The sequence below is a fragment of the Bacillus sp. MN7755 genome (assembly GCF_054771475.1).
Genome location: NZ_BTRL01000013.1, coordinates 161,802 through 185,109, shown reverse-complemented (window position 1 = coordinate 185,109; position 23,308 = coordinate 161,802). Strand labels below are relative to the sequence as shown.

Here is a 23,308-nt window from a genome sequence, read left to right as displayed (position 1 = left end):
TTCCCCCCTGCAATTATTTTTACACATTTATTTCATTCTCAAAAGGTCCACTACATATGTATTTTTTATAAAGGGCGGTACGCTCTTATAAATCTTTTCGGTACAAGTTAATTACATCTTTTAACGCTGCTGCTGCGGCTCCACGTGGATTTGATGCACCACCAATTGTAGTAACTTGGCCCATCGTATCTGTAAAGAACGTAATCCCTTTTTCTGTACCATTTACTTTTGCTAGTGGATGATCTCTGTCTATTTCGGACGGTTCTACATGAAGAACCACGTTACCATCCTTATCCTTATTTGCTGAAGCTATTAATTTAATATATTTATTTTGTTCCTTCGCATTTCGAATTTGTTGTTTTGTAACATGTTCAATTCCTTTTATATGTATATCTGTAAGCGTCTTCTCTGTTCCCATTAAACTGTTTGTTAAAAGTAACAATTTACACGCACTATCAGAACCACTTACATCTAATATTGGGTTTGTTTCAGCAATTCCCTTACTTTGGGCTTCTTTCAGTGCTTCTTCAAACGTAACATCTTCCTCATTCATTTTCGAAAGAATATAATTTGTTGTCCCGTTTAATATTCCTTCTATTTTTTCAATATGGCAACCAGCTAAACTAAATTGACCAATATCGAGTGTCGGTAATGCCGCAGCAGTTGCACCGCTATATCGAATTCGTACATTTGCCTGCTTTGCTGCTTCATTTATTTCTCTCCAGTTTGTAACGAGTGCGCCTTTTGAAATTGCAACTACATCCATATGTTTCTCAATCGCTTGTTTTATATATTGTTTTCCTGGATTTCCATCTTTAAGGTTTGTAACAGTTGATTCTACTAATACAGTACCATTTATCCCATTTGTTGCACGTTCATTCGGATAATAGTCTAAATATTTTTCAATTGCAGCGGTACCGCCACCATACATCAATAAATGGTGAATAGATAAGCCATCTTCATTATGTATTGCAATATTTCTCCCTAATACGCCACTTACAACTAATTGAATCCCATATGTTTCATATATATATGAATATTTTTCATTTAATAATTTTATAAACTCTCTGCCTACTGTTCCATATCCTGATAATACAACTTGAATTTTCATAATATCCCCCCATATTTTTCTACCAAATCCCTCTTTCAATATAATATAAAGCGCTCTCGAATTCCATCGAGAGCGCTTTATTATTACCTATTTCGGTAAACGTGATAGCTTTTCAGCAATTGTTCTATAAAACTCTGGAATGCTAGAAAAACCTAACGTGTCTGAAATACTTAATCCTACCATGTCGAGATGGTCCCAATTTGCTTTCGTTTCGATATGATTCCATTTTCCAACCTGTAAAGACTCATTATTATTTACAGCTGTATTAGAAGAAGGTGCAATCATAGAATTTGTATTTACTACACCATCATTTTGCCACCAAGAAGTATCAATTAATGGACGGTTTTCTTCATATCTCGCATAAGAACCTAAGAAAAATGCATTCCCCATTAACACTTTATTCATCGTTATATGAGGTAAATGTAAACCTGTTATAGGTGCTGCTTGTGATGCATGTCCACTATAGGATAAGTAATACACATCCGGTTGCGTCTTTACCCAATTATTTAACTCCTTTGCACCATCTGTACTTAAATCCCATTGACTTATATCTTTTGTATTTTTCCAAAGTGAACTATTTATAATGCGATCAGTATATTGGAAAAAAGACTCTCCAGCATTCTTCTTTATACCCCATTGATCCAATTTGAAATCATATAACGATAAATTATTGTTTCCTCCAAAACTTGCAGCTGTAATGAGTAAATCTTTAACGAACGGTAGCAGAAGACTACCATCCGCAAGTGTTGTACCATTGTGAGGGGTTGCTAATGTTGTAACACTATGAACATATGATTTCTCACCTTCAAATAGTGGTGATATTTTGATGTTCGGGTGATTTTTCACATAATTCTTTTCTTCAAAACTACCTTCTTTTAATAGCTGTACTAATGCTCTAGTCGTTTGTCCACCCATGCTATGCCCAACTAAATGAACTTTATTTGTTTCACTCCAATTCGGTGCAAAGCCACTATATGTTCTGCCAAAACGATTATGTCCATGTTTCTCGGCATGTGCGGCACCATAGTCTACTGTTCCACCGTTAATTTGGGCATACAATTCACATGCACGGTCCCAGTTACTAGAAACAGGTCCAACAGCTGCGGTATGTACAGTATAACCATTTCTTTTTAAATCCTCCTGTATATCATGAACACCGCCCCAATATTTTACGCCAAGCATTTCTTCTCTACCCCATCCAGCAAATCCATTCACTAATATGATCGGATAATTATTTTGGTGACCCTCTTCAGCGTATATAATTTTCGCTGAGAATAAACCTACAGTCATTAATGTAAAAAAACATATTTTTAAAAATAACTTCCCCATACTTTCTCCCCCTAATAAAACGTTTACATTTTTCTTTAAAAAAATTCACAGCCTGCTTTAATAACTTAAACATAATGTAAATTATTTTATATTCCTTGTATATATTGAAAACATATACAAATGTTGATAAATATTAATTCAAGTAAGCATTTACTTTTTACAATACAGCTTGTAAATCTGTTTATTTGAATTTATAATTAGATATAGTTTCCTCATGTTAAATAGATTTAAAAACCATAAGAAAACTAATTTCATTGCTTGAAAAGGAGGAAAAATCATGCAAATCGGATCAAACATTCATACATTATCTCAACCTACTAAAATAACTCCATCTACTCTTGAGCATAATACTATCTCTTCTACTAAACTTGAAGGTAAGAAAGTAAATGATCCTATCAAGTTCGATATTCGTTCATCTGAAAAAGAAATGAAACAACCTGAGCATAAATTTAACGAATTAAATTTATGGAAAATGTTGAAAGATAAAGGTGTCCCTTTATGGATCATACTTGAAATGCTACAAAAAGTTCGTAAAGAAAAAGAAGCTCAAAATAATTCAGTTCAAAATTCAAATGCGATTGAAGAAACAAACGAGAGTCGATTAAACGACGTAATGTAATCTTTTTTATATGAATGGTCTATAAACTAAAAAGAGTTCGAGCTTGATAAAGTTTCTATCAAGCTCGAACTCTTTTTTAAGATTTTTCTCCAATCGTTACAAACTGAAAAGATACTTCTCCTTCCAAACCTTTAATTAGCTTTTTTACTTTGATATTTTCATTAACCAATGAATTATCTGTCGACATTTTAGGTTTTTCGTCACCTATAGATTTTTTAAATTGAAGAAGATGCATTTTTGTTTCATTTGCTTTTATTTCCTTATATACATTGTTTTTTGATACAATCACATACTGTTGTGCTGGATAAATACGTTTGTTACCTATCCAAGCGTCACTATTGTATATGACAGGAATCTCTTTTCCTTCTAGTTTAATACTTTTCAAAGTCATTTCGTCGTCTTGTGCAAACAGTAGCGAACCCCCTTTTGGGAATTTCGGTAACGTATTTACAGGTATAAAATTAGAACCATTGTCTCGTTCACGAAAAACTTTAGCTTTAATCAATGCTTGTGCTGTAGACTCATTTAAAATTAATACGTGTCCGTTTCCATGAATACCTGTTTTCACAGAAAACACTTCATTTGCTTTCGTAATTTCCTGATAACGATTAATAATTGGTGAAAATTTTTTTTCATCTCCAATGATTAATATACCGTTTGCAGGAAATAGATTCTCCTTTTTAGAACATGCACTAAAACTTATTAATAGTAGTATCGTTAACATAAAAATAGTTAAAGTTCTTTTCATCGCGTTTCCTTTCATCATACAGTTGATTTTTTCACATGCTTTCATATAGTCTTACAAGCTAATAAACTCTATTCATCCATAACCTTATAAAGCTTTTGCAGGTAACGCCAACGGGTTATAAAGAAATATAAAACTTGTATACAAATAAATGAAATTAAAATTACGATAGAACTATTCATAATAGAAAAATCGACTAATTGTTGTAATGCCATATAAGCGACTACAGTATGTATCACTGCAATGATAATCGGTAAGAAGAACATTAATAATAACTGTCTCGTTACAACTTTCTTTAGCTCTCGTTTACTTAAACCCATTTTCGAAATCATTTTATATTGCTGTTGATCACGATCCAAATCAGTATATAATCGGAAATAAATAAAACTAGCAGCGAATGTAAAGAAGACGATTCCGACTAAAACACTTGCCATAAGTAATAATCCATTCGTTTGTTTTGCACTTAACAAATCTATAGTTAAAGCTCGAAACTGAAAACTACCTTCTTCTTCCGCAAATGTACTAATTAATTCGTTTGAAATTCTCTTCGTTTTTATCCAATCGTCTACAACAAATCCGTAAGTACGATATGGAATATCAAGATTATCTGGATCACTAGTAATAGGTATTTCATCATATACATGATCTTGAACAGCGATATATATATTTCTAGTATCATGTGGTAAAACTAAATTTTCTACAGCTTTTTTCACTTGAAATGTCTTTGTCCATTCACCTTGAATGACTTCTATACTTTTTTTATACTCGCCATTTTTAAATTCTTGTTTTTGTGATACGACTCCAGGAATTAATAAAATTTCATCCTCTTTTTCAATCGTTTCTTGTTGATACCCAAGTGCTTTAGCAAGATCGTTATATTCACTTAACTTCATTACAATTACATTACTTTCTGTGTATATATATGAAGCTGAAGCCATTCGATACGGAATGTTAGCATCAGAAAGTTGTTTTTTAATAATAGAAAGATTTTTATTTAATGCTTTGTCGTTTTCAAAATCCCCATATAAAAATGTATACGGATTTGTCATCCTTACCAAATCTTTACTTCCAATTGCAGCTGTTGTACCAATCGCTGTAAATGCAACTGCTGAAACAATAGAAACTATAAAAAACATCGTTGCATTATCTTTCATACGGTAAATTAATTCAGAAAACGTTAATATATTTGTTCTCTTTAAAAAGAAAGATTCTCTCCTTTTAGCAAGATGTAATATATAAACGCTACACTGTGTATATAAAAAGTACGTTCCTATAATTACTAGTAGGACACCCATTCCAAGCGTAGTAAAACTGGAACTTGAAATGAAGCGAAATACTGAGAAATATCCATATCCTATACTACTTAAAGAAAGTAGCGATAATAAAATTGAAGATTTTGGTTCAGGTTTTGGCTTTTCCTCTGCTCGAATAAGTTCCACAAGTTCCGTTATTTTTACCATTTTAAATGTAAATAGTGAAACAATTAAAAATAAGAAAAGAAAAGTGATAACTGTTAATAATACAGCCTTCACTGGTGTATAAAAAGGTAAACCATTATTAATCATTAATACACTTGCGCTTATCAATAAGACTAGTTTAGAAAATATGAGTCCGATGAAAATCCCTATACAAATTGAACCAAATCCAATCAACATATTTTCAATTAATAATAATTTCTTAAACTGTTTCATTGACATACCTTGCATCATTAATATGCCAAATTCTTTCTTACGAGTTTTTAAAAATGAACTAACTGAATATAGAATAAAGAAAAATGAAAATACAAAAATCAAACCTTGCGAAATTGTAAATCCCATAGTACCATACGCGCTTATTGTTGCACTTGTTGATTTTAATTCCCCTTGTAAATCAGGATGAAATAATAAAAGAGCATACGTAAAGAAAATCATAATAGAAAATGTACTACTTAAAAAATGACCTGCATATGTACGCTTATTACGAAAAATATTATTAAATGCGAACTGACGAAAAGTCATGCCTTTTCCCTCCTAACAAAGAAAGGACATCCATAATCTTTTGATAAAACGCTTGCCTGCTTTCGCCGCAATAGATTTCATTATATAGTTGACCATCTTTAATAAATATTACTCTACTGCAAAAACTCGCTGCATACGGATCATGTGTAACTAACATCATCGTCGCTTTTTCTTCTTTATTTAGAGTATCAAGCATCTCCATTACATCATTTGAAGATTTAGAGTCTAAATTCCCTGTTGGTTCGTCAGCAAGTAATAATTGTGGCTTATGAATAATAGCACGTGCGATTGCCGTTCTTTGAGCTTGTCCCCCTGATATTTCAAACGTTCTTTTACTCAATATATCTGTAATATTTAATTTCTCTGCAATTTCTTCCACTCGTTTGTTCATTTCTTGTACAGACACACCATCTAAAGTCATCGGTAATACGATGTTTTCTTTTACAGTAAGTGTACTAAGAAGATTAAATGATTGAAAAACAAATCCTAATTGTTTTCTGCGGAATAACGCTAATTCTTCTGATGATAATTGAAAAGGATTTGTGCCATTAATTAAAATTTCTCCCGATGATGGAGAATCAATTGTAGATACCATATTCAATAACGTTGTTTTCCCACTACCAGATGGCCCCATAATCCCTACAAATTCGCCTTCTTGAATGGATAAATCAATATCTACTAATGCTTTATAAGGCACTTTCCCTTTATATACTTTACTAATACTTTTTGCATGTAAAATTTTCATGTATATTCTCCCTTCATTTGCACTTCTCATAGTAGAGTGTAAATGAATTGTCTTATAGCTCATATTGATTCATCTTTCATTTATCTTACACACTTGTAAGATTTCTAAAAAAAACTGACAATATAGCTAATTTCAAACTAAAATTAACCCATAACTATCTTATAATAATTGTATAGTGCCAGGAAATACAATGTATATCAATTCTTTATTATATAAATGAAAAAAGACCGATTACTTTATCGGTCTTTTACTTACTAAATTTATATTTTTAACTAATCCCTTTAGTTGAAATGTTTTTGAGTTACCCTTTTAATTCTCTTTCACTTTATAGTAACCTCGACAAAAAATTGAGTTCTTCAGTTTAATCGCAATTAAAAATGAATTGTATATATCTGAAGAGGAAATTATTGCGTTTATCCAACATATAAATAATAAGATTGATTTAATATTTCCTGTTACATAGAACGATAAAATGGAAGGAACAACTGATAATACAATAGTAGGCAAGCTCATAAAGACCCAAAATCTAGTTTTGGATAGGATTGCATTTGTGTTTATCCAAAAAAATATTCCACTACACGTTAAGCTAATATCACCCTTTTTATTTATAACAATAACGTGTAAACATTCATGAATGATGAAGACAAAAAATACCTATGATGATGAGATAGAATATATTAATATGGGTAAAACTTGCTCCAAAATAATACGGTACTAGAAAAATAATGATTTGAAGTACATATACAAATTTCATATAATGTTTTCGATGCCAATTATTTTGTATAAAAGGAGTCCATTCTGACAAATCCATACTTATCTGTGGTAAGTGACGAAACCAAATTATAATAAACATTCCCCTCCCTCATTTAAATAATTTCATATTTAAAAACATGTAATCCACTAACACTCAACCGTTAATTTTAAATTCAAACCTTTGCTCGTCTGCACTTTTGCCATACATTCTTCTACTAAAGCCTAAAGTCATTCATTTGTAGGATGATTTGAGTAAGAATTTATTGTTTTCATAGGTACACATATTCGACAAAATTTTCCAAATGCCTTTTTAGATATGATGCTTATATAATAGTCCTCGCACATACAACTTGATGCATCTGTTTTTGGTAAAAAGCAACTTTATCCAGAAGCTACTCTTTAATATGCTTAACTGATACATTTGAATGTAAAAAAGCTTAGAGTTTTAGCTCTAAGCTTTTTAATGATTTCGTTTTAATTTCTTTTACAGAGCAATATTTTTTATCCATTCGGATTTACTTAATTGATAATGATTATATAGTTGATTTTCTATCTCCTGTTCACTCAAATAAATAAACCCGCATTTTTCAATAACTTTATTTGATGCTATATTGTTAATTAAAGCGATTGCGTTAAGAACATCTACATTTGTTTTTTCAAACAAATAGTCAATCAGTCCTTTAGTCGCTTTAGTAGCATAACCATTATTTTGATACTCACTTGAAATAGCATACATAATTTCTCTGTTCGGTGCAGGGAGTTCATCTTTCATACCTGTGCAGCACCATCCAATAAATTCATTTGTGGTTTTCTTAAATATTCCTAGTTTTAATATGTGATCATCTATGTTAGTCGTAGTTCTCGCTGCATTAAGAAACGCTTTATTTTCTGGTATTTCATAATTTGCAACCCAATCCACCCTTTGTTCTTTCGTTGATTTCCAGTCTGGTAAAAATTTTTCTATTTCCGGTTGATTTGCTATTTTATAAATACTCTCTGCATCTTTGACCGTAAACTCTTGCAGGTATATATCTCCACAATCTATTCTAAATAAATTAGTCAAACTCTCTTCTCCCATGTTAATCCCCCTTACTTACGTTAAAGCGCCTTAATCTGCTTCGTAAGTTCCATAAACCGTTCATCCAGTTCTTTATATTCTTTGTCTTTAGAAGTTAAAAAGCTTAATTTACCTAATACTTCTTGTCTCTCTGTTTCTAACGTTAAACGTAGCTCTTCAATTTCATCTCTTGTTTTCGTAGGTTCTTCAAGCTGCTTTTTTATCGTATTGTTTATAAACACGAGTTTTGTGTTAGTTGTTTTCTCCAGAAAATATCGATCGTGAGAAACGATAACGAGTGTTCCGTTATACTCAGCTAATGTATTTTCAAGTTGTTCACGTGAAGGCAGATCAAGATGATTCGTCGGCTCATCCAAAATGAGTACATCTTTTTCATCTAAAATATAAGACATTAACTTACACTTCACTCGTTCCCCCATACTCATATGTTCAATTGGCTCTTTCCATTGAGAGGCTTGGAATCCTAAATGTTTCATTAAATTTTGGACTTTTCCTCTTTCTTCAAACGTCTCTTTGAAAAATAAATCTTCTGGTGTTTTTTCCAGCGGTAAATCAAATACTTCTTGTGTTAAATAACCGATGTTTGCTGATGGTGAAATCCATACTTCTCCTTCAGCAGTTTCCGCTCCCATAATCATCTTCAGTAATGTTGTTTTCCCGCTACCATTTGGTCCAACAATCGCAACCTTCTCACCATGTTGAATTGTAAAATTAACGTTTTCAAATAATGTTTTTCCATGAAATTCTTTTTTTAATTGCTTTACTTCTAAAAAGCGTTTTCCTACTTTTTTACTCGCTTGAATAGAGAATTCAACTGAATATTCCTCTTTCACACGTTCTACCTTCGTTTTCTCTAGCTCTTTTTCAAGACGCTTTCGTTTTGACTTCACTTGTGCATCCATGCGCTTCGCTTTTACACGATAAAATTCTTTAACTCCTTCTTGTTTTGTAGACTGCGCATGTGCCTTTTGTGACCATGAACTTAATTCTTTTATATGAGTTTCTACTTGTTCTATCTTTTTTTGTTGTTTTTCATATTCACGCTGCTGCGTCATTCTTTTATGCTCACGTACTTTCATATAACTTGTATAATTACCGCTATGGTCAATTAATTTCTTATCCTCAATTGACCATATTCTAGTCGCGACAACATCTAAAAAGTATCGATCATGCGATACGACAATAACTGTACCTTTCATATTTTTAATTTGCTTAATGAGAAATTCCGTACTCATCTCATCTAAATGGTTTGTCGGTTCGTCTAATATTAAGACATTAGGATTTTCGGCAAATCCTTTTGCTAACCGAACTTTCAGCTTTTCACCACCACTTAAAGTATGAAAATCGTTCGTTGGCACGCCCCATTTCGCAAGAAGTTCTGCTTCTTTTGCAATCACATCGTTACTAATAAAAGATTCTATTTCTTGTTCTACATATGCAGTTGTCATATTCACTTGCTGCCATTCAACAATGCCTTTTGATGGCTCAATTTTACCATTTATTAATTGAAGTAACGTTGATTTACCAGCACCATTTTTACCGATTAATCCGATAACATCCCCTTGTTTTACTGTCACATTCATTTTCTCTAACAAAGTATTTTCCTTTATTTCAACATAAACATCATTTAATTTTAAAATTTCTTTCATAATACCGATCCCTTTCGTTAAGGGAGAATAAAAAAATCCTCCCAAATAAATTTGGCAGGATTAGTCATTACATTATTTATACCCAAATAAGCTATTACGCAAATCAAATAGCAAAACCGTTGTTTGGAATTGGGCAGACTAATCCTATTTTTTATAAATTGAAATTCATTTCATTTCAACATTTAAAAATAAGATTAGTTAATCATCGTCCACCCATCATTCCTTTCCGTCATTAATAACCATATTGTACCATGATAGTACTGTATGAGTAAATGCAATTATTTGTGTTGCTAAAAAGATCACTTTCTTATAGGTCTATTTATCATTTCTTAACTTCATATTAAACAAGCATAAATTACATTTGTTGTACTACTTCCTTTAGATTTCCCTAGTAATAAAATTCTAAGCACCCTCTCTTATATAATTTTTATATAAATTTATGATTAATTATATATTATACATACTACATTTCAGTTCTTATAATAAAGTTATCATTTTTTAGGAGGGATTCTACAATGGAATTTAGCAAACTAGGACACAGTGGATTAACAGTAAGCAAGATTGCATATGGGAACTGGATAAACCATGGTGGAAAAGTAAATGAAGATACTGCAAATGATTGTGTAAAAGCCGCACTAGATGTCGGAATTACAACGTTCGATACTGCTGATGTTTATTCAGACACGATAGCCGAAGAAGTACTCGGCCGATCTTTGAAGGGCATACGCCGAGAGAGTATAGAACTTTGTACAAAAGTATGCCATCCGACCGGACCTGGAAAAAACGATCGAGGTTTATCACGAAAACATATTATAGAAAATTGTAATGCATCGTTACAACGACTACATACAGACTACATTGATGTCTATTATGCACACCGATTCGATACAACAACTCCTCTTGAAGAAACAATGTTAGCTTTCTCAAATCTTGTAAGACAAGGTAAAGTCCTTTATTTAGGTGTAAGTGAATGGACATCGGAACAAATCACCCGCGGTGCAGCACTTGCACGAGAATTGAAAATCCCTCTTATTGCTAGCCAACCTCAATATTCGATGTTATGGCGAGTTATTGAAACTGATGTGATTCCAACATGTCAACGTGAGGGACTTGGCCAAATCGTATGGTCCCCACTCGCACAAGGTATTCTCACAGGAAAATATCAACCTGGTAAACCATTACCGAATCAATCTCGTGCTAACTCAGATGCTGGAAAACCGTTTTTTGACAAACTCGTGCAACGTTGGATGAGTGATGATGTGCTTACCGCTATCCAGGAAATTAAACCTATCGCGCAAGAAATTAACCTTACCCTATCTCAACTCGCAGTTGCTTGGGTATTACAAAATCCAGCTGTTTCATCTGCAATTATTGGCGCTTCAAATCCGGAACAAATAAGAGAAAACGTAATTGCTTCTAGTGTTACATTACAACCTGAAATTATGGATAAGATTGATAGTGTACTAAAAGGTTTCACTGAGTATGATCCTAGCAAAACAGGTTGAAACATGAGTAAGTTCTACCTATATACTATGAAGCTTCCCTTTCCAAATTCCCCACTGCCCATCCTATAAAGATGGGCTTTTATCTTTTAAGTTCACATTGTGAAGTCGAATAAACCTCTCTAACAACTGCTAAGAAGTTCTCTAACACGACAGACTTTTCATCTTGCCTCCATCCGGCATATAAATTTATTATTGGTGTGTTCTCTTGAATTTCTTTATATATAACTCCCGATTTTTTATAACTTTCCACAGATGACGGAACGACAGAAATCCCCATACCTGCTGCAACTAAATTCACAATCGTTTGCATTTGAATCGCCTCTTGAACAATATTTAGACTTACTCCATGTTCCCAAAAGTAACTAATAATTAAATCATAAAAATTTGTACCGAAATGGCGAGGAAATAAAACAAATGGTTCATCCACTAGTGCTTTAATTGAAATATTAGGTAACGAAACTAACGGATGATCATGATGTAAAACCAATTTTAAGCGCTCCTCAGAACAAACTTCGGAAGATAATATTTCATTATTTTGCATAGAACGAATAAATCCAATGTGAATTTGTTTTTCATAGAGCGCTTTTATTTGCTGGTCTGTTGTCATCTCGCGTAATATAAGCTGTATTTTAGGAAATCGTTCTCGAAATGTTTTTAATATGTCTATAACTGTTTCTGTAGAGTCGACAAAACCAATGATTAATTGCCCGATCTTCCCTTCATCCGCGAGCTGTGTTTCTTTAATGATTCTATCTACTTGAAGTAACGTTTGCCGAGCACCTTCTAAAAAGATTTTCCCCGCACCGGTAAGTTCAACCATCCTTTTTGTCCTATGAAGAAGTTGAACACCCAATTCTTCTTCCAACTTTCGAATTTCTTGACTTAAAGGCGGTTGTGCCATCATAAGACGTTCTGCCGCACGACTAAAGTTTAATTCTTCTGCCACTGTTATGAAATATTTCATTTTACGAATATCCATTACAATCCCCCTAACATTCACAACTAGTAAAAAAGCCCTCCTTCTAATAAATTGTAAATAAAAACAAGAGGAAACTATATCAATCCCTTTTCGTTTCTTTTTTATCATAAATCAATTCATAAAAATACGAGAGATTTATACTAAGTTGAATTGCATGTTTTGGGCAATTTCATTACTTGCATATATTATTTGATTTACCATTTGATTGAGTAACGAGTTCTTGATATTTTATTCACCTAATTATAAAAACAAAATGTTATTCGTTATCCAATAACCACTTATTGTTTTTCGATAAATTTTTATTGATTATTCCCCTGTAATAAGCTATTATATGCTTGCAGAAAATATAAATGTAAGGATTGATTTTATGGACAGGACATTAAAAATCACAAAGTTAAATATGTTTTTAAGGATTTTTCTCATCCCGATTATAGTAGGGATAATTGTTGGTATACTAACGAAATTGGGGCAAGGTATACTTCCAGGACATTGGCATTCATTAGCTAATCTAGGAAGCGTGTGGTTAGTTCCATCCTTTTTTGTGGCTAGCTTTAGTTATTCTAAGCGTACAGCTATACTTTCTGGTATCCTCGCACTACTCGGTATGGTATTAGGCTACTATGGTTATGCAATAGTTATTAAAAATGTAGCTCACTCTATTTATTTTATATCTGTATGGATTGTATGTGCATGTATAGGAGGAACTATCTTTGGAATTGCAGGTTTTCTATGGAAAGATACTACAAATCCACTTCATAAATTCGGAAGTGCGCTTATTAGTGGAGTTTTTGTAACGGATGGACTTCACATTCTTTTAAATTTTGAAGACTATAGTCACATGTTACCTGTTGGATATACCGAAGTCATAGTCGGGATTATCTTGATTCTTGTATTAGAGCGCTCTAGTGCTAATCGAATTTCTTCTTTTTTAATGGTGATTCCTATCATTATTTTAGGTTTAATTGGATATAAAGTATTAAGTTTGTTTACTTAATTACAATACTGAATCATGAAAAAAATAAAAGACTAATTCTTTTATAATCCACAAAACATACCGCGAATTCGAACATTATACTGATCAATGTTAATACGCTCAATCATAGGATGGATACATAAAGCTACCACTTTCAAAGGGGGTGGCTTTTTTCTTACAAAAACTATTTATTTATCAGCCTATTATTAAACCCTTCTAATTTAACAGCTGTATTTATTAGTGTGTTATTATACATACCAATATGACTTTTTACCATTGCAAATAATGACTATACAATAAGGCTAAAAAACTTATATTTCAAGTTCTTTAGCCTGAGTCATTTTTACACATTTAAAAATTTAATTCGTACAACGGTACCTTTACCAACTTCTGAATGGATTTCTACACTGTGACCTAATTGTTTCGTAATTTCATATACAAGATATAGCCCCATTCCAGTCGATTCTTTAAAATCTCTACCGTTTTCTCCTGTAAAGAAAGGTTTAAACACTCTTGGTAAATCTTGCTTCGGTATTCCTACGCCATTATCGGCAATTTCAAGTATAACTGTATTACCTTCCTTACAAGCTTTCACTTTAATCTTCTCTCTATTACCTGATGAATATTTAATTGCATTTGATAGTAGTTGTCCAATTAAAAATTGTAACCATTTCGCATCACTTTCTACTGTAATATCCTTCTCAATTTTAAGCTCAGGATATACAAAGTTCCGGATAAAGAATCGTTTATGTTCATGTACGGAATCATTTACTATTTTATGTAGTTGTACTCTTTCTACATAAAAATCTTGTGTAAATGCTTCTAAACGTGCGACATAAAGAGCCATCTCTAACCCCTTTTTCAGCCTATCTGTTTCCTCATTTATACTTTCAAAACGAGGATCGACTTCATCTTGTGTGATTAATTCTATTACAGATACAGGTGTTTTCATTTGATGAATCCACTGATTCATAAAGGTTAAATGATCATTATTTTTTCTCTCTTGCATCTGAAGCTGATTTTGATAATGGCGATATTGCATCTCAAGTAGTTCTTGAAGAGCAGTCGACACAGCTGCAAAATCAGATTTTTGAACAGATTCATCTAAAGATTGCATCGGGTTTGCTAATCGTTCATAGAAAGTACGATGAGTAAAGTAACGAAATACTAAATAGCCTACCATAAAAAAGACACCTAAAAACATTGCATACAATGCCGTCGCGATATGCTTATGCCCATCAAACCAATATACGAGAAATATGGATAGTAGTTGGATTGCTGTAAAACAAATAAGAGGTATATGATCACGAATAAACAATCTTATCATTTTTCCATACCAGTATCCCAAGTAATATGTAGTCTATAACCAACACTACGAATCGTTTCAATCGCATCCTCAATCTGTAACGTTTTTAACTTTTTTCGCACACGTGTTGTATTTACACTTAATGTATTATCATCAACATAGGATTCGCTATCCCATAATTTATTTAATAACACCTCTCTACTCACAATGCGCGGATAATTTTTCATTAACGTTTCTAATAAAATAGCTTCGTTTCTCGTTATATCAATCTCTTGATTCTTAAGCCTCAATACAAGCCTTTCGGGATATAAACATAGTCCTTGTTGCTCAACCATCCGTTCTTCTACTTTCGGTGCATAATCTCCATAAGCACGTCTTAAATGACTTCGAATTTTAGCCATTACCACTTCATAATGAAAAGGCTTTGAAATAAAATCATCACCACCGTTTTCTAGCGCCATAACTTGATCCATCGTGCCTTCACGGGCTGAAATAAATAATATCGGACATGTAGAAACCCCACGAATTTGACGACACCAATAGTAGCCATCAAAACTCGGTAAATTAATATCTAATAAAACTAACTCTGGTTGTTCTTCTAAAAAAATGTCTAATACATTTTGAAAATCCGATACAATAATTCCTTGATACCCGTATTTTGCAACATGTGTTGATAATAGTTCTGCAATTTTCATATCGTCTTCTACAATCATAATTTTGACCATTATTGAACTCCTTTTTAATCCACAATCTCAAATATACTTATACAAAATAAATACTACCTCTTTTCACAAAATCCGTAAATGAAAAAAGGATACTTTTATACAACAGCATCCTTCTTCTATTATTCTTATTTAATATTAAATTTACTCCAATTAAAACCTAGCTTCTCCACATATCCCATACCTACTTCCATCCGTGCTGTTTTCAACGGATCAACAACCTGACAAACTTTTAAATCTCCTGCTGCTGATAATAAAAGAGTTGCATCAGCTTTAGGCATTTCAAATTCTTCATGTAAAAATGTTACCATATTACGTACAGCTCGATTCGCTGCATCATCTAACAATTTCTCTGAAGCAATCGCCATTATTTTTTCTTTTTGAATAACCATTGGTAAAGGCCATTTCTTTCCTTTTATAGTCTGTACTGTTACAGTTACCTCACCCGCAACCTCTACCCCGCTAACACCAATTTCACCATCACCCATCGCTGCGTGTAAATCTCCTAATGCTAATAGAGCACCGGGAACATTTACAGATAATAGTAAAGTTGCCCCTTCTTTTATCTCTTTACAATCCATATTCCCGCCGTGATCATGCGGTGTGCCACATGAAATGCTCTCTTCTTTCGGCGCAGTACCAATTACACCGATCATTGGATTAATCGGTATTTGCAGTTCATTTGAAAACAAAACATGTTCATTATGTATTGGGACGATTTTCACTGTATTTTCATGTAGCTCTCCACCCATTACACCAAGATTCGCACCTGTAGTTAAAACACCTTGCTCTGCAATTTGAATCTTTTCAATCGTTACAACTAATATATCACCAGGTTCTGCACCTTTAATATATACAGGTCCAGTCGCTGGATTAATTCGATTCCAATCTAACTCTTGAAACGCAACATCTTCAGAATCAATTTGATATTCAAAGCAATCAAATGTTTCAAATACAAGACGACTTCCAATTTCTACTTCCATACACGGCTTATTTTCCGGCGACATTGCGTAAATAATATGATCTTTATGAATTCGATACATTTTATCTCTCCCCTTTTATATTGGTCTACAATTATTAATTAGCTTTTTTCATAAAAGCTCCTTTTAAAAATCAATGAATTTACATATAGAAAAGCACCTAGCTTATTTTAATACATACACTCCTTACTATAACAGGTAAAGAAAGGTGGTATCACTATGCCCCTTATTCCATATAACGAAAGCGATGTCGATTTACTAGCTCGTTTAATTCGTGCTGAAGCTGAAGGAGAAGGTCGACAAGGTGAACAACTGGTTGGTTGCGTTCTCGTAAACCGTGTATTTTGTGATTGCTTAGATTTTAAACAAATTCGGTCTGTACGTGATGCAGTATATCAAAGCCCCGGTGGATTCGAAGCCGTGCAATACGGATATTTTTATCAGCGCGCTCGAGAATCAGAAAAAGAAATTGCAAGAAAAGTTTTACAAGGAGAATGGCGCTGGCCTGCACGATGGGCTCTTTGGTATTTCCGTCCAGTTGGGGCTTGCCCACCTGAATGGTATAATCAGCCGTTTGTAGGACAGTTTAAAAGCCATTGTTTTTATGAACCTACTGGCGATGAATGCCCGAAATTGTATTCACGGTAGTAAAATTTTCAACGCAAGTGCTTAGAACTTTGGGTACTTGCGTTGCTTTTAACTGTGTTTTAGAAATCTAATAATGTGATGGATTTTTCGATACGCTTTTCTAAATTAAAATCATATAATTACCTAAAAAAATTCTTTATCGCTTCTAATTGAATTTTGTGGCTACACTCATCACAACAATATGCCCCTTTTGGTTTCTCTTTAAATCGCTTATATTTTTCACTACCTTCATAAACGCGAAATATATTTTTACAAGAAAAGCAAACAATTTCATAAAACATCATATGCATTTTCCTCCTCGGATTTATAACCTTTTATCAAGTTACTTGAGAAGGCTTCTTTCCCATATCCGTATATTATTAATAAAAGGTTTATCTAAATTATTATCGAATTATGTAAATAGCATTGAAAGTGAGGTGTACATCTTTTTCAACAATTTAAAATTAGTGATTGATGCTAACGAAAGTTTAACTGAAGGATCCAGTTACAATGAAAGTATTGGGGTTGAAACAGTATGAATCGTATTAATTACATAAGACAAGAAGAAAAGAAATATCATGACCTTTGCTATGAACAATATAAACTATTTGAAACTGGTTCTTGGCTTTACAAACCGGTTAATACAGTTATGGACTTAATGGATCACTTTGAAGGACAAAACAACTTGCAAATACTTGACCTCGGCTCTGGCGTTGGAAGAAATAGCATCCCAATTGCACAAAAGATACAAAATACTAGCGGCACTGTTACATGTGTCGATTTACTTGATTCTGCTTTAACAAAATTACAAATTTATAGTAAAAAATATGGTTTAATTAATAATATTAAAACAGAACAAGCAGCAATTGAAAACTACTACATCCAACCTAATACTTATGATTATATAGTTGCAGTATCAAGTTTAGAGCATGTTAAATCAATAGAAGATTTAACATGCGTGCTCCATTCTATGAAAAAAGGTACAAAAACCGGTGGTATCAATTGTTTAATTATTAACTCAAACATACAAGAAATTGACTTACATACGAATGAAGAATTAGATGCTTTAATTGAAATTAACCTTCCTACTGATGATATGATAGATCTATTAAAAAGTATTTATAAGGAATGGCAAAAAATAAAAGTTGAAATAAAAGAATTAGCTTATGATATAGTCCGAAACGAAAGACACATTCAATTAAAAACAAATGCTATTACGTTTGTCGTTCAGAAATAATCGTATTATAAAGATGTGACTCTTTCCCTTAGATTCATTTTTATTGTACAAGATTTGCAACTTAATATATATATTAAACAAAATATAAAAACCATGCTTCAATATCATAAGAAGCATGGTTTTTATTAGTGTTCATACAAAGCTACTTAACTATTTAATGAATTCATTAATTGGAAAAAATGTTCAGGTTCATGTGTCTTATTTAATTCATACCATGCATGGAGTGTATCCGGTGCAAATACATCTAATTTTTTCAGTACTTCCATCGCAAATTCCAAAGGAGCTACTCCAGAGGCAGTAATAAGATTTTCACTAGACGCTACAGGTCCCATGTCATATAAATTTTCTCCTTTATAAGTAGGACAAACCATTTTCATATAATCTAAACTATTACTTGTATGCTTTCTAGAATCTAAATATCCGTAATTTGCAAGGCCTACTGTTGCACCACAAATTGCGGCCACAATTACACCAACCTTTAAAGCCTCATCAACTTTTTGCAAAATGGGTTTATGTATATCTTCACCCCAAGTGTTCCCTCCAGGTAAAATTAATAGATCGTTACTCTCAAATGCACATTCATCTAAAGAAATATCTGGTTTTACGTTCAATCCGCCCATTGATATAACCATTTCTTTATTTATTCCTACTGTAACTACTTTAAAAGGTGCTACTCCCTTTTTAAAATATCTTCCTGTATTTAGTTCGGCAATTAAATATCCGTATTCCCAATCGGACACCGTATCAAATACATATAAATAAGCTTTTCTTGTTTGCATTCAATAACACTCCATTCACAACTTTATCTAATCCCATCTTTTCTAAAAGATAAGCTATCTATTATTTATAATTGCTTGTCGAGCTTTTTCTTTATCATCAAAATGAATTGTTGTATCTTTTAAAATTTGATACGTTTCATGTCCCTTACCCGCAATTAAAACAATATCATTAGAAGACGCCATTTTTATTGCGCGTTTTATAGCTAGTTCACGATCTACTTCTACTTTATAATTCAAATTATTATTCTGTAAAAATCCTATTTCAATATCTTTCATTATTGCCTGCGGATCTTCCGAACGGGGATTGTCAGAAGTAATAAAAACAAAATCGCTATAACTGCCAGCAATTTCACCCATTATAGATCGTTTTTTTACATCCCTATTTCCACCGCAACCGAAAACAGTAATAATTTTCCCTTTTGAAAACTCGCTAATTGTAGAAAGAACATTTTCTAACGCATCCGGTGTATGAGCATAGTCCACTATTACAAGGTAATCTTGATTTTCGTCTATGATTTCCATTCTACCTTCAATGCTCTTTAAGTTAGATAAGCTTTCACTAATGTTTTTAAGCGGAATACCTTCAGCCAATGCAGCAGTTATTGCTGCTAATGCATTATATACATTAAAACGTCCTACTAGATTTAGGTTAACTTCTATTTCTCCATTAAAGGATGAAACTAAAAATCGAATTCCTTTTGAGCTTAAAGTTATGCTCTTCGCTTGAACATTCGCTCCATTATGTACCCCATAAGTAATAACCTCAGCTGAAGTAATGTTTTTAAAGTATTCTACCGATGGATCGTCTGCATTCAAAATAGCAATTTTTTTATTCGTAGTAGAAAAATCATTTCCTAGTCTTGAAAAAAGCAGACCTTTTACATGTTTATATTCATCAAATGTTCCATGATAATCCAAATGATCTTGTGTTAAATTTGTGAAAACAGCTATTTTAAAGTTACACCCTTTAACTCTCTCCATATGTAAACCTTGTGATGTAACTTCCATAACACAACAATTTACATTTTGATCTTTCATCATTTTCAAATTCCGCTGAAGTGTCGGTGGTTCTTGCGTATTAATATCAGTAGGATACCATTTCGAACCGACTTTGACTCCGTTATTCCCCATAAGCCCTGTTTGAAATCCATAGTCTGTTAAAATCTTTTCAAGTAAATAAGAAGTAGTCGTTTTGCCATTTGTTCCTGTAATTCCAATTAGATTCATTTTATTAGATGGATAACTATAGAAGTGTGAAGCAATAACTGCCATAGCGTACCTTGCATCTTTAACAATTATTTTAGGTATTTCAATATTTACATCTCTTTCTACAATTAGCGCCACAGCGCCATTTTTCACTGCATCTTCAACAAATTGATGTCGATCTTCAAGAAAACCATCGATACCTGATACACATATAAATAGATTTCCATTAGTTATCTTTCTAGAATCCATTTCTAATCCCGTAATTTCTACATTCATATCGCCAATAGTTTCTTTAATCAATAACAAATTCGCCAGCTCTTTTAATTTCAAACTCCCCGCCTCCTTACACATTCCCCTCATTCATTTTACCACTTTATACAAAATAGTGGTTTAAAATTACATTTCAGTCGAACAAAATTTAATCATCTTACATAAACAAAAAATAAAAGAGCACTTGTTTCCGCAAGTGCTCTTTTTGGGGATTTTGAGATACCCTATTAACGAAAGTTAAGGTTACTTAAAGTTAAAAGGTATTTATATTATATGCTTGTCCTTTTTATTTGTGCATAATCAATATATAAACATCTTTAATAATTTTTAATAACTTTTAGTTATAGTTCTTTCATACATTTTATCATTAAGAAATTAATTGAAGGTTTATTTGCCATGTTTTTATTTGGTTCATCAATTTCCGAAACTTGTACTAATCCATATTTTTCAAAACCTTGTTTTATAGATTCAGAATCATAGAAGAACATTTTTACGCCTTCCATTATCTCATAATAGTCTTGCTCCAACTGTTTTCCTTTTCCGTACATTGGAGCTTTTTTAGAAACTGTTGTAAAAACCATATACCCGCCTGGTATTAACTGATTATAACAATCTTTAATAAATTTCTCTCTTTCCTGCTCATTCAACAAATGAAGAAGAGCATGACTAAATATCCCATCATAAGATTTATTATCAAAAGGCATTTCGTTTACCGAGCCGTGATATATACTAATATCTTCTAATCCGTTTTGTTTCGCTAAATCAATAGCTGTTTTTGAAATTTCAATACCTGTTACATTTATATCATTATCGATAAACACCTTTGCGTTTCTGCCATATCCAATACCTGGAACTAATATGTCCTTAACGTTCTTTTCTATAAAAAAATCCTTTGTCAAAATTGCAGATTCTGTAGGTTCAAATCCCCACATCGTTTGTTTCTCAATAAAGCTTGATTCCCAAAATTCCATTATATTTCTATCTCCTTATTTTCAATCCATTTTAGTATCAAATTAAAGACAAGTTTTTTGTGCTGTTGTTATATAGTGTTGCTATATAGTTTTTCTTCTATTTATACCACTTACCTTAGTCATCGTAGCTCCATTGAATATAGCATAATAATAAGCATATATCTAATATAAAGATTGGTGTAAAAGCCACTCTTTTTTATTAACCCTTTATCATTCTAAATGAATTTTAAATAAACTTTTTTGTGAAAATCAAAACTTATATATACTGAAAATAGATCTATTTAGCTCAATCTTTTTTCAATAAGGATTTGATGATCCATCTTCTATTTTCAAAAAATAAAAAGCACCCGAATGGATGCGTATAGATTAAACTTATTCATTATTAATTTTTTCACTTTCATCATCAACTGATTTCGAGTCTAACATGCTGCCTATATCCGGTGGTAAAGCTAACTCTATACCAGCTACTGGTTGATTATCTTCATTAAACCATTGTTTTTTAAATTTAATCAATTCTTCATTTTTCTTATTTTCATTCATATTATCCCCCCTTTTATGTTTGATATTAAACATTTTACTTAATATGTACATTGAGAAAGATAATATACTGTTTGTACATAATGAAAGAGCAAAAACCATTCTCTGTTTTCACAACCCGTTGTACCTATTAAAAAATCCCCGTACATGTTACTCCGCGCTCTGTTATCATATTAGTGTCGAAACATATGTGGGCTATGTGACAAGTACCTGGTAATTTTGTTCATTATTCATATGAGACAAATACTTTTAAAGGGGTAATTATTCCTTGACTTAATTCCTCAAAACATTGAATGAGTTCTGTATATTGTATTTCATGTTGAAAAATCTCTTCTATCCATGGTGTTTGTTCTATTTGACTAAAAAACCAATCTGCATGTTTTTGATAATTATATCCGTCACTTGAACCAATGATCCGCAGTTCTTTCTCATAAAAATCAGCGGTTAATGTTAGTTCCTCTAAATTCCCATCAGAAAGTATACATATTTCACTATTACTGTAAAGTGCTTTTTGTAATGTATGAAACTCGATATTTGTAGCAGAACATTCAAAACCGTAATTATATGTTTCTATTATTTGTTCTTCTGATTCATATATGTTTCTCGCACCAAAATTCTTTGCAGAATCTCTTCTATTTTTATTAGGTTCAACAACATCTACATGCTTAACACCTACAAAGTATTTTAAAAAATAACAAGCGAGTAAACCAATAACTCCCATTCCAGTTATAAGTACTTTTTCATCCTGTCGCAGATTTAGTTTTAATACTCCTTTAGCAGCATCACACGAAAGAATAGATAATAAAGCAACTTTAGGTTTTATATAACTAGGCACTCGAATTACTTTATCCCCCTTAACTATTCCTACAGTTTCATGTCCATAAAAAGAAACTACTTTATCACCTACATTTAAATTTGTTATTTTATTCCCAACTCGAACAACTTCACCATAACTTTCATATCCAGTTTTGCTTGGATAAATAGGAGTCATATCTGTAACATCGGATCCTTTAAACTGCGGTAACTCTGCTCCGATACTTATTGCACCTGCAATTGTTTTAACGATAATTTCATCATCCTGTATAAACTTAATTTCACGCGTTTCCCACTTAAGCCGTTTTGGTCCTTCTAAAACTAATTTATTTTGTTCCATTTATATCCTCTCACTTTATAAAAATATATTCTCACAA

The 23,308-nt window shown here is 32.3% G+C and carries 22 protein-coding genes and 1 pseudogene; 5 read left to right on the top strand and 18 right to left on the bottom strand.

Going from position 1 to position 23,308, the window contains the following annotated elements; all coding sequences use genetic code 11:
* Nucleotides 1-85 precede the first annotated feature (85 nt).
* Both ACYVEC_RS15770 and ACYVEC_RS15765 read right to left on the bottom strand, forming a co-directional pair.
* A complete protein-coding gene (locus ACYVEC_RS15770) occupies nt 86-1,111 on the bottom strand; it encodes a homoserine dehydrogenase (protein ID WP_063224920.1) in 1,026 nt (341 codons plus the stop codon).
* 87 nt (nt 1,112-1,198) lie between these two features.
* Nucleotides 1,199-2,440, bottom strand: a complete 1,242-nt coding sequence (locus ACYVEC_RS15765; protein WP_063224919.1) for an esterase/lipase family protein — start codon at nt 2,438-2,440, stop codon at nt 1,199-1,201.
* A 277-nt stretch (nt 2,441-2,717) separates the two neighbouring features.
* On the opposite strand from ACYVEC_RS15765, the gene ACYVEC_RS15760 reads away from it, so the two are divergent.
* Nucleotides 2,718-3,059, top strand: coding sequence for a DUF3914 domain-containing protein (locus tag ACYVEC_RS15760; protein ID WP_460507206.1), 342 nt, complete (start codon nt 2,718-2,720; stop codon nt 3,057-3,059).
* 76 nt (nt 3,060-3,135) lie between these two features.
* Here the strand turns inward: ACYVEC_RS15760 and ACYVEC_RS15755 are convergent, their stop codons facing one another.
* From ACYVEC_RS15755 to abc-f, 6 genes and pseudogenes are all read right to left on the bottom strand, one after another.
* Complete coding sequence (locus ACYVEC_RS15755; protein WP_063224962.1) at nt 3,136-3,807, bottom strand: lipoprotein BA_5634 family protein; 672 nt, start codon at nt 3,805-3,807, stop codon at nt 3,136-3,138.
* Nucleotides 3,808-3,875: 68 nt separating this feature from the next.
* Nucleotides 3,876-5,801 carry an ABC transporter permease gene (locus ACYVEC_RS15750; RefSeq protein WP_199677729.1) on the bottom strand — a complete coding sequence of 642 codons (1,926 nt, stop codon included), beginning with the start codon at nt 5,799-5,801 and terminating at the stop codon, nt 3,876-3,878.
* Nucleotides 5,776-6,546 carry an ABC transporter ATP-binding protein gene (locus ACYVEC_RS15745; RefSeq protein ID WP_063224916.1) on the bottom strand — a complete coding sequence of 257 codons (771 nt, stop codon included), beginning with the start codon at nt 6,544-6,546 and terminating at the stop codon, nt 5,776-5,778. Before ACYVEC_RS15745 ends, ACYVEC_RS15750 begins: the two co-directional genes overlap by 26 nt.
* A gap of 309 nt (nt 6,547-6,855) precedes the next feature.
* Nucleotides 6,856-7,399, bottom strand: a pseudogene (locus ACYVEC_RS15740) (DUF3267 domain-containing protein).
* A 384-nt stretch (nt 7,400-7,783) separates the two neighbouring features.
* Nucleotides 7,784-8,377, bottom strand: a complete 594-nt coding sequence (locus ACYVEC_RS15735) for a GNAT family N-acetyltransferase (RefSeq protein ID WP_063224915.1) — start codon at nt 8,375-8,377, stop codon at nt 7,784-7,786.
* 20 nt (nt 8,378-8,397) lie between these two features.
* Nucleotides 8,398-10,026, bottom strand: coding sequence for a ribosomal protection-like ABC-F family protein (abc-f, locus tag ACYVEC_RS15730; protein WP_063224914.1), 1,629 nt, complete (start codon nt 10,024-10,026; stop codon nt 8,398-8,400).
* A 515-nt stretch (nt 10,027-10,541) separates the two neighbouring features.
* Here abc-f and ACYVEC_RS15725 point away from each other — a divergent pair.
* Nucleotides 10,542-11,531, top strand: a complete 990-nt coding sequence (locus ACYVEC_RS15725; protein WP_063224913.1) for an aldo/keto reductase family protein — start codon at nt 10,542-10,544, stop codon at nt 11,529-11,531.
* A gap of 79 nt (nt 11,532-11,610) precedes the next feature.
* On the opposite strand, the gene ACYVEC_RS15720 is transcribed toward ACYVEC_RS15725, so the two are convergent.
* Nucleotides 11,611-12,510 carry a LysR substrate-binding domain-containing protein gene (locus tag ACYVEC_RS15720; protein ID WP_063224912.1) on the bottom strand — a complete coding sequence of 300 codons (900 nt, stop codon included), beginning with the start codon at nt 12,508-12,510 and terminating at the stop codon, nt 11,611-11,613.
* Between the two features lie 367 nt (nt 12,511-12,877).
* Here ACYVEC_RS15720 and ACYVEC_RS15715 point away from each other — a divergent pair, with 367 nt between their 5' ends.
* On the top strand, nt 12,878-13,504 hold the full coding sequence (locus tag ACYVEC_RS15715; protein WP_063224911.1) for a DUF6518 family protein: 627 nt from the start codon (nt 12,878-12,880) through the stop codon (nt 13,502-13,504).
* Between the two features lie 322 nt (nt 13,505-13,826).
* Here the strand turns inward: ACYVEC_RS15715 and ACYVEC_RS15710 are convergent, their stop codons facing one another.
* The 3 genes from ACYVEC_RS15710 to ACYVEC_RS15700 form a co-directional block, all read right to left on the bottom strand.
* Nucleotides 13,827-14,810, bottom strand: coding sequence for a sensor histidine kinase (locus ACYVEC_RS15710; RefSeq protein ID WP_063224910.1), 984 nt, complete (start codon nt 14,808-14,810; stop codon nt 13,827-13,829).
* A complete protein-coding gene (locus ACYVEC_RS15705) occupies nt 14,807-15,514 on the bottom strand; it encodes a response regulator transcription factor (RefSeq protein ID WP_063224909.1) in 708 nt (235 codons plus the stop codon). Before ACYVEC_RS15705 ends, ACYVEC_RS15710 begins: the two co-directional genes overlap by 4 nt.
* Before the next feature lie 125 nt (nt 15,515-15,639).
* Complete coding sequence (locus tag ACYVEC_RS15700) at nt 15,640-16,554, bottom strand: acetamidase/formamidase family protein (RefSeq protein WP_275719336.1); 915 nt, start codon at nt 16,552-16,554, stop codon at nt 15,640-15,642.
* A 156-nt stretch (nt 16,555-16,710) separates the two neighbouring features.
* Here ACYVEC_RS15700 and ACYVEC_RS15695 point away from each other — a divergent pair, with 156 nt between their 5' ends.
* On the top strand, nt 16,711-17,139 hold the full coding sequence (locus ACYVEC_RS15695) for a cell wall hydrolase (protein ID WP_460507196.1): 429 nt from the start codon (nt 16,711-16,713) through the stop codon (nt 17,137-17,139).
* 119 nt (nt 17,140-17,258) lie between these two features.
* On the opposite strand, the gene ACYVEC_RS15690 is transcribed toward ACYVEC_RS15695, so the two are convergent.
* Entirely contained in the window at nt 17,259-17,429 is a 171-nt protein-coding gene (locus tag ACYVEC_RS15690) for a DUF2197 domain-containing protein (protein ID WP_000551042.1), read from the bottom strand.
* 224 nt (nt 17,430-17,653) lie between these two features.
* On the opposite strand from ACYVEC_RS15690, the gene ACYVEC_RS15685 reads away from it, so the two are divergent.
* Nucleotides 17,654-18,355: a class I SAM-dependent methyltransferase gene (locus ACYVEC_RS15685; protein WP_275719337.1), complete on the top strand. Its 702-nt coding sequence runs from the start codon at nt 17,654-17,656 to the stop codon at nt 18,353-18,355.
* A gap of 146 nt (nt 18,356-18,501) precedes the next feature.
* Here ACYVEC_RS15685 and ACYVEC_RS15680 read toward each other — a convergent pair whose 3' ends face one another.
* The 5 genes from ACYVEC_RS15680 to ACYVEC_RS15660 form a co-directional block, all read right to left on the bottom strand.
* The gene (locus ACYVEC_RS15680) at nt 18,502-19,134 is read right to left on the bottom strand and encodes a type 1 glutamine amidotransferase family protein (RefSeq protein WP_242253326.1); all 633 of its coding nucleotides are present in this window, start codon (nt 19,132-19,134) and stop codon (nt 18,502-18,504) included.
* 54 nt (nt 19,135-19,188) lie between these two features.
* The gene (locus tag ACYVEC_RS15675; protein ID WP_242253325.1) at nt 19,189-20,670 is read right to left on the bottom strand and encodes a UDP-N-acetylmuramoyl-L-alanyl-D-glutamate--2,6-diaminopimelate ligase; all 1,482 of its coding nucleotides are present in this window, start codon (nt 20,668-20,670) and stop codon (nt 19,189-19,191) included.
* Nucleotides 20,671-20,951: 281 nt separating this feature from the next.
* The gene (locus ACYVEC_RS15670; protein ID WP_275719338.1) at nt 20,952-21,581 is read right to left on the bottom strand and encodes a class I SAM-dependent methyltransferase; all 630 of its coding nucleotides are present in this window, start codon (nt 21,579-21,581) and stop codon (nt 20,952-20,954) included.
* Nucleotides 21,582-21,953: 372 nt separating this feature from the next.
* Nucleotides 21,954-22,121, bottom strand: coding sequence for a hypothetical protein (locus ACYVEC_RS15665; RefSeq protein WP_242253321.1), 168 nt, complete (start codon nt 22,119-22,121; stop codon nt 21,954-21,956).
* A gap of 223 nt (nt 22,122-22,344) precedes the next feature.
* Nucleotides 22,345-23,271, bottom strand: coding sequence for an alcohol dehydrogenase catalytic domain-containing protein (locus ACYVEC_RS15660; protein ID WP_460507189.1), 927 nt, complete (start codon nt 23,269-23,271; stop codon nt 22,345-22,347).
* Between the last annotated feature and the right edge of the window lie 37 nt (nt 23,272-23,308).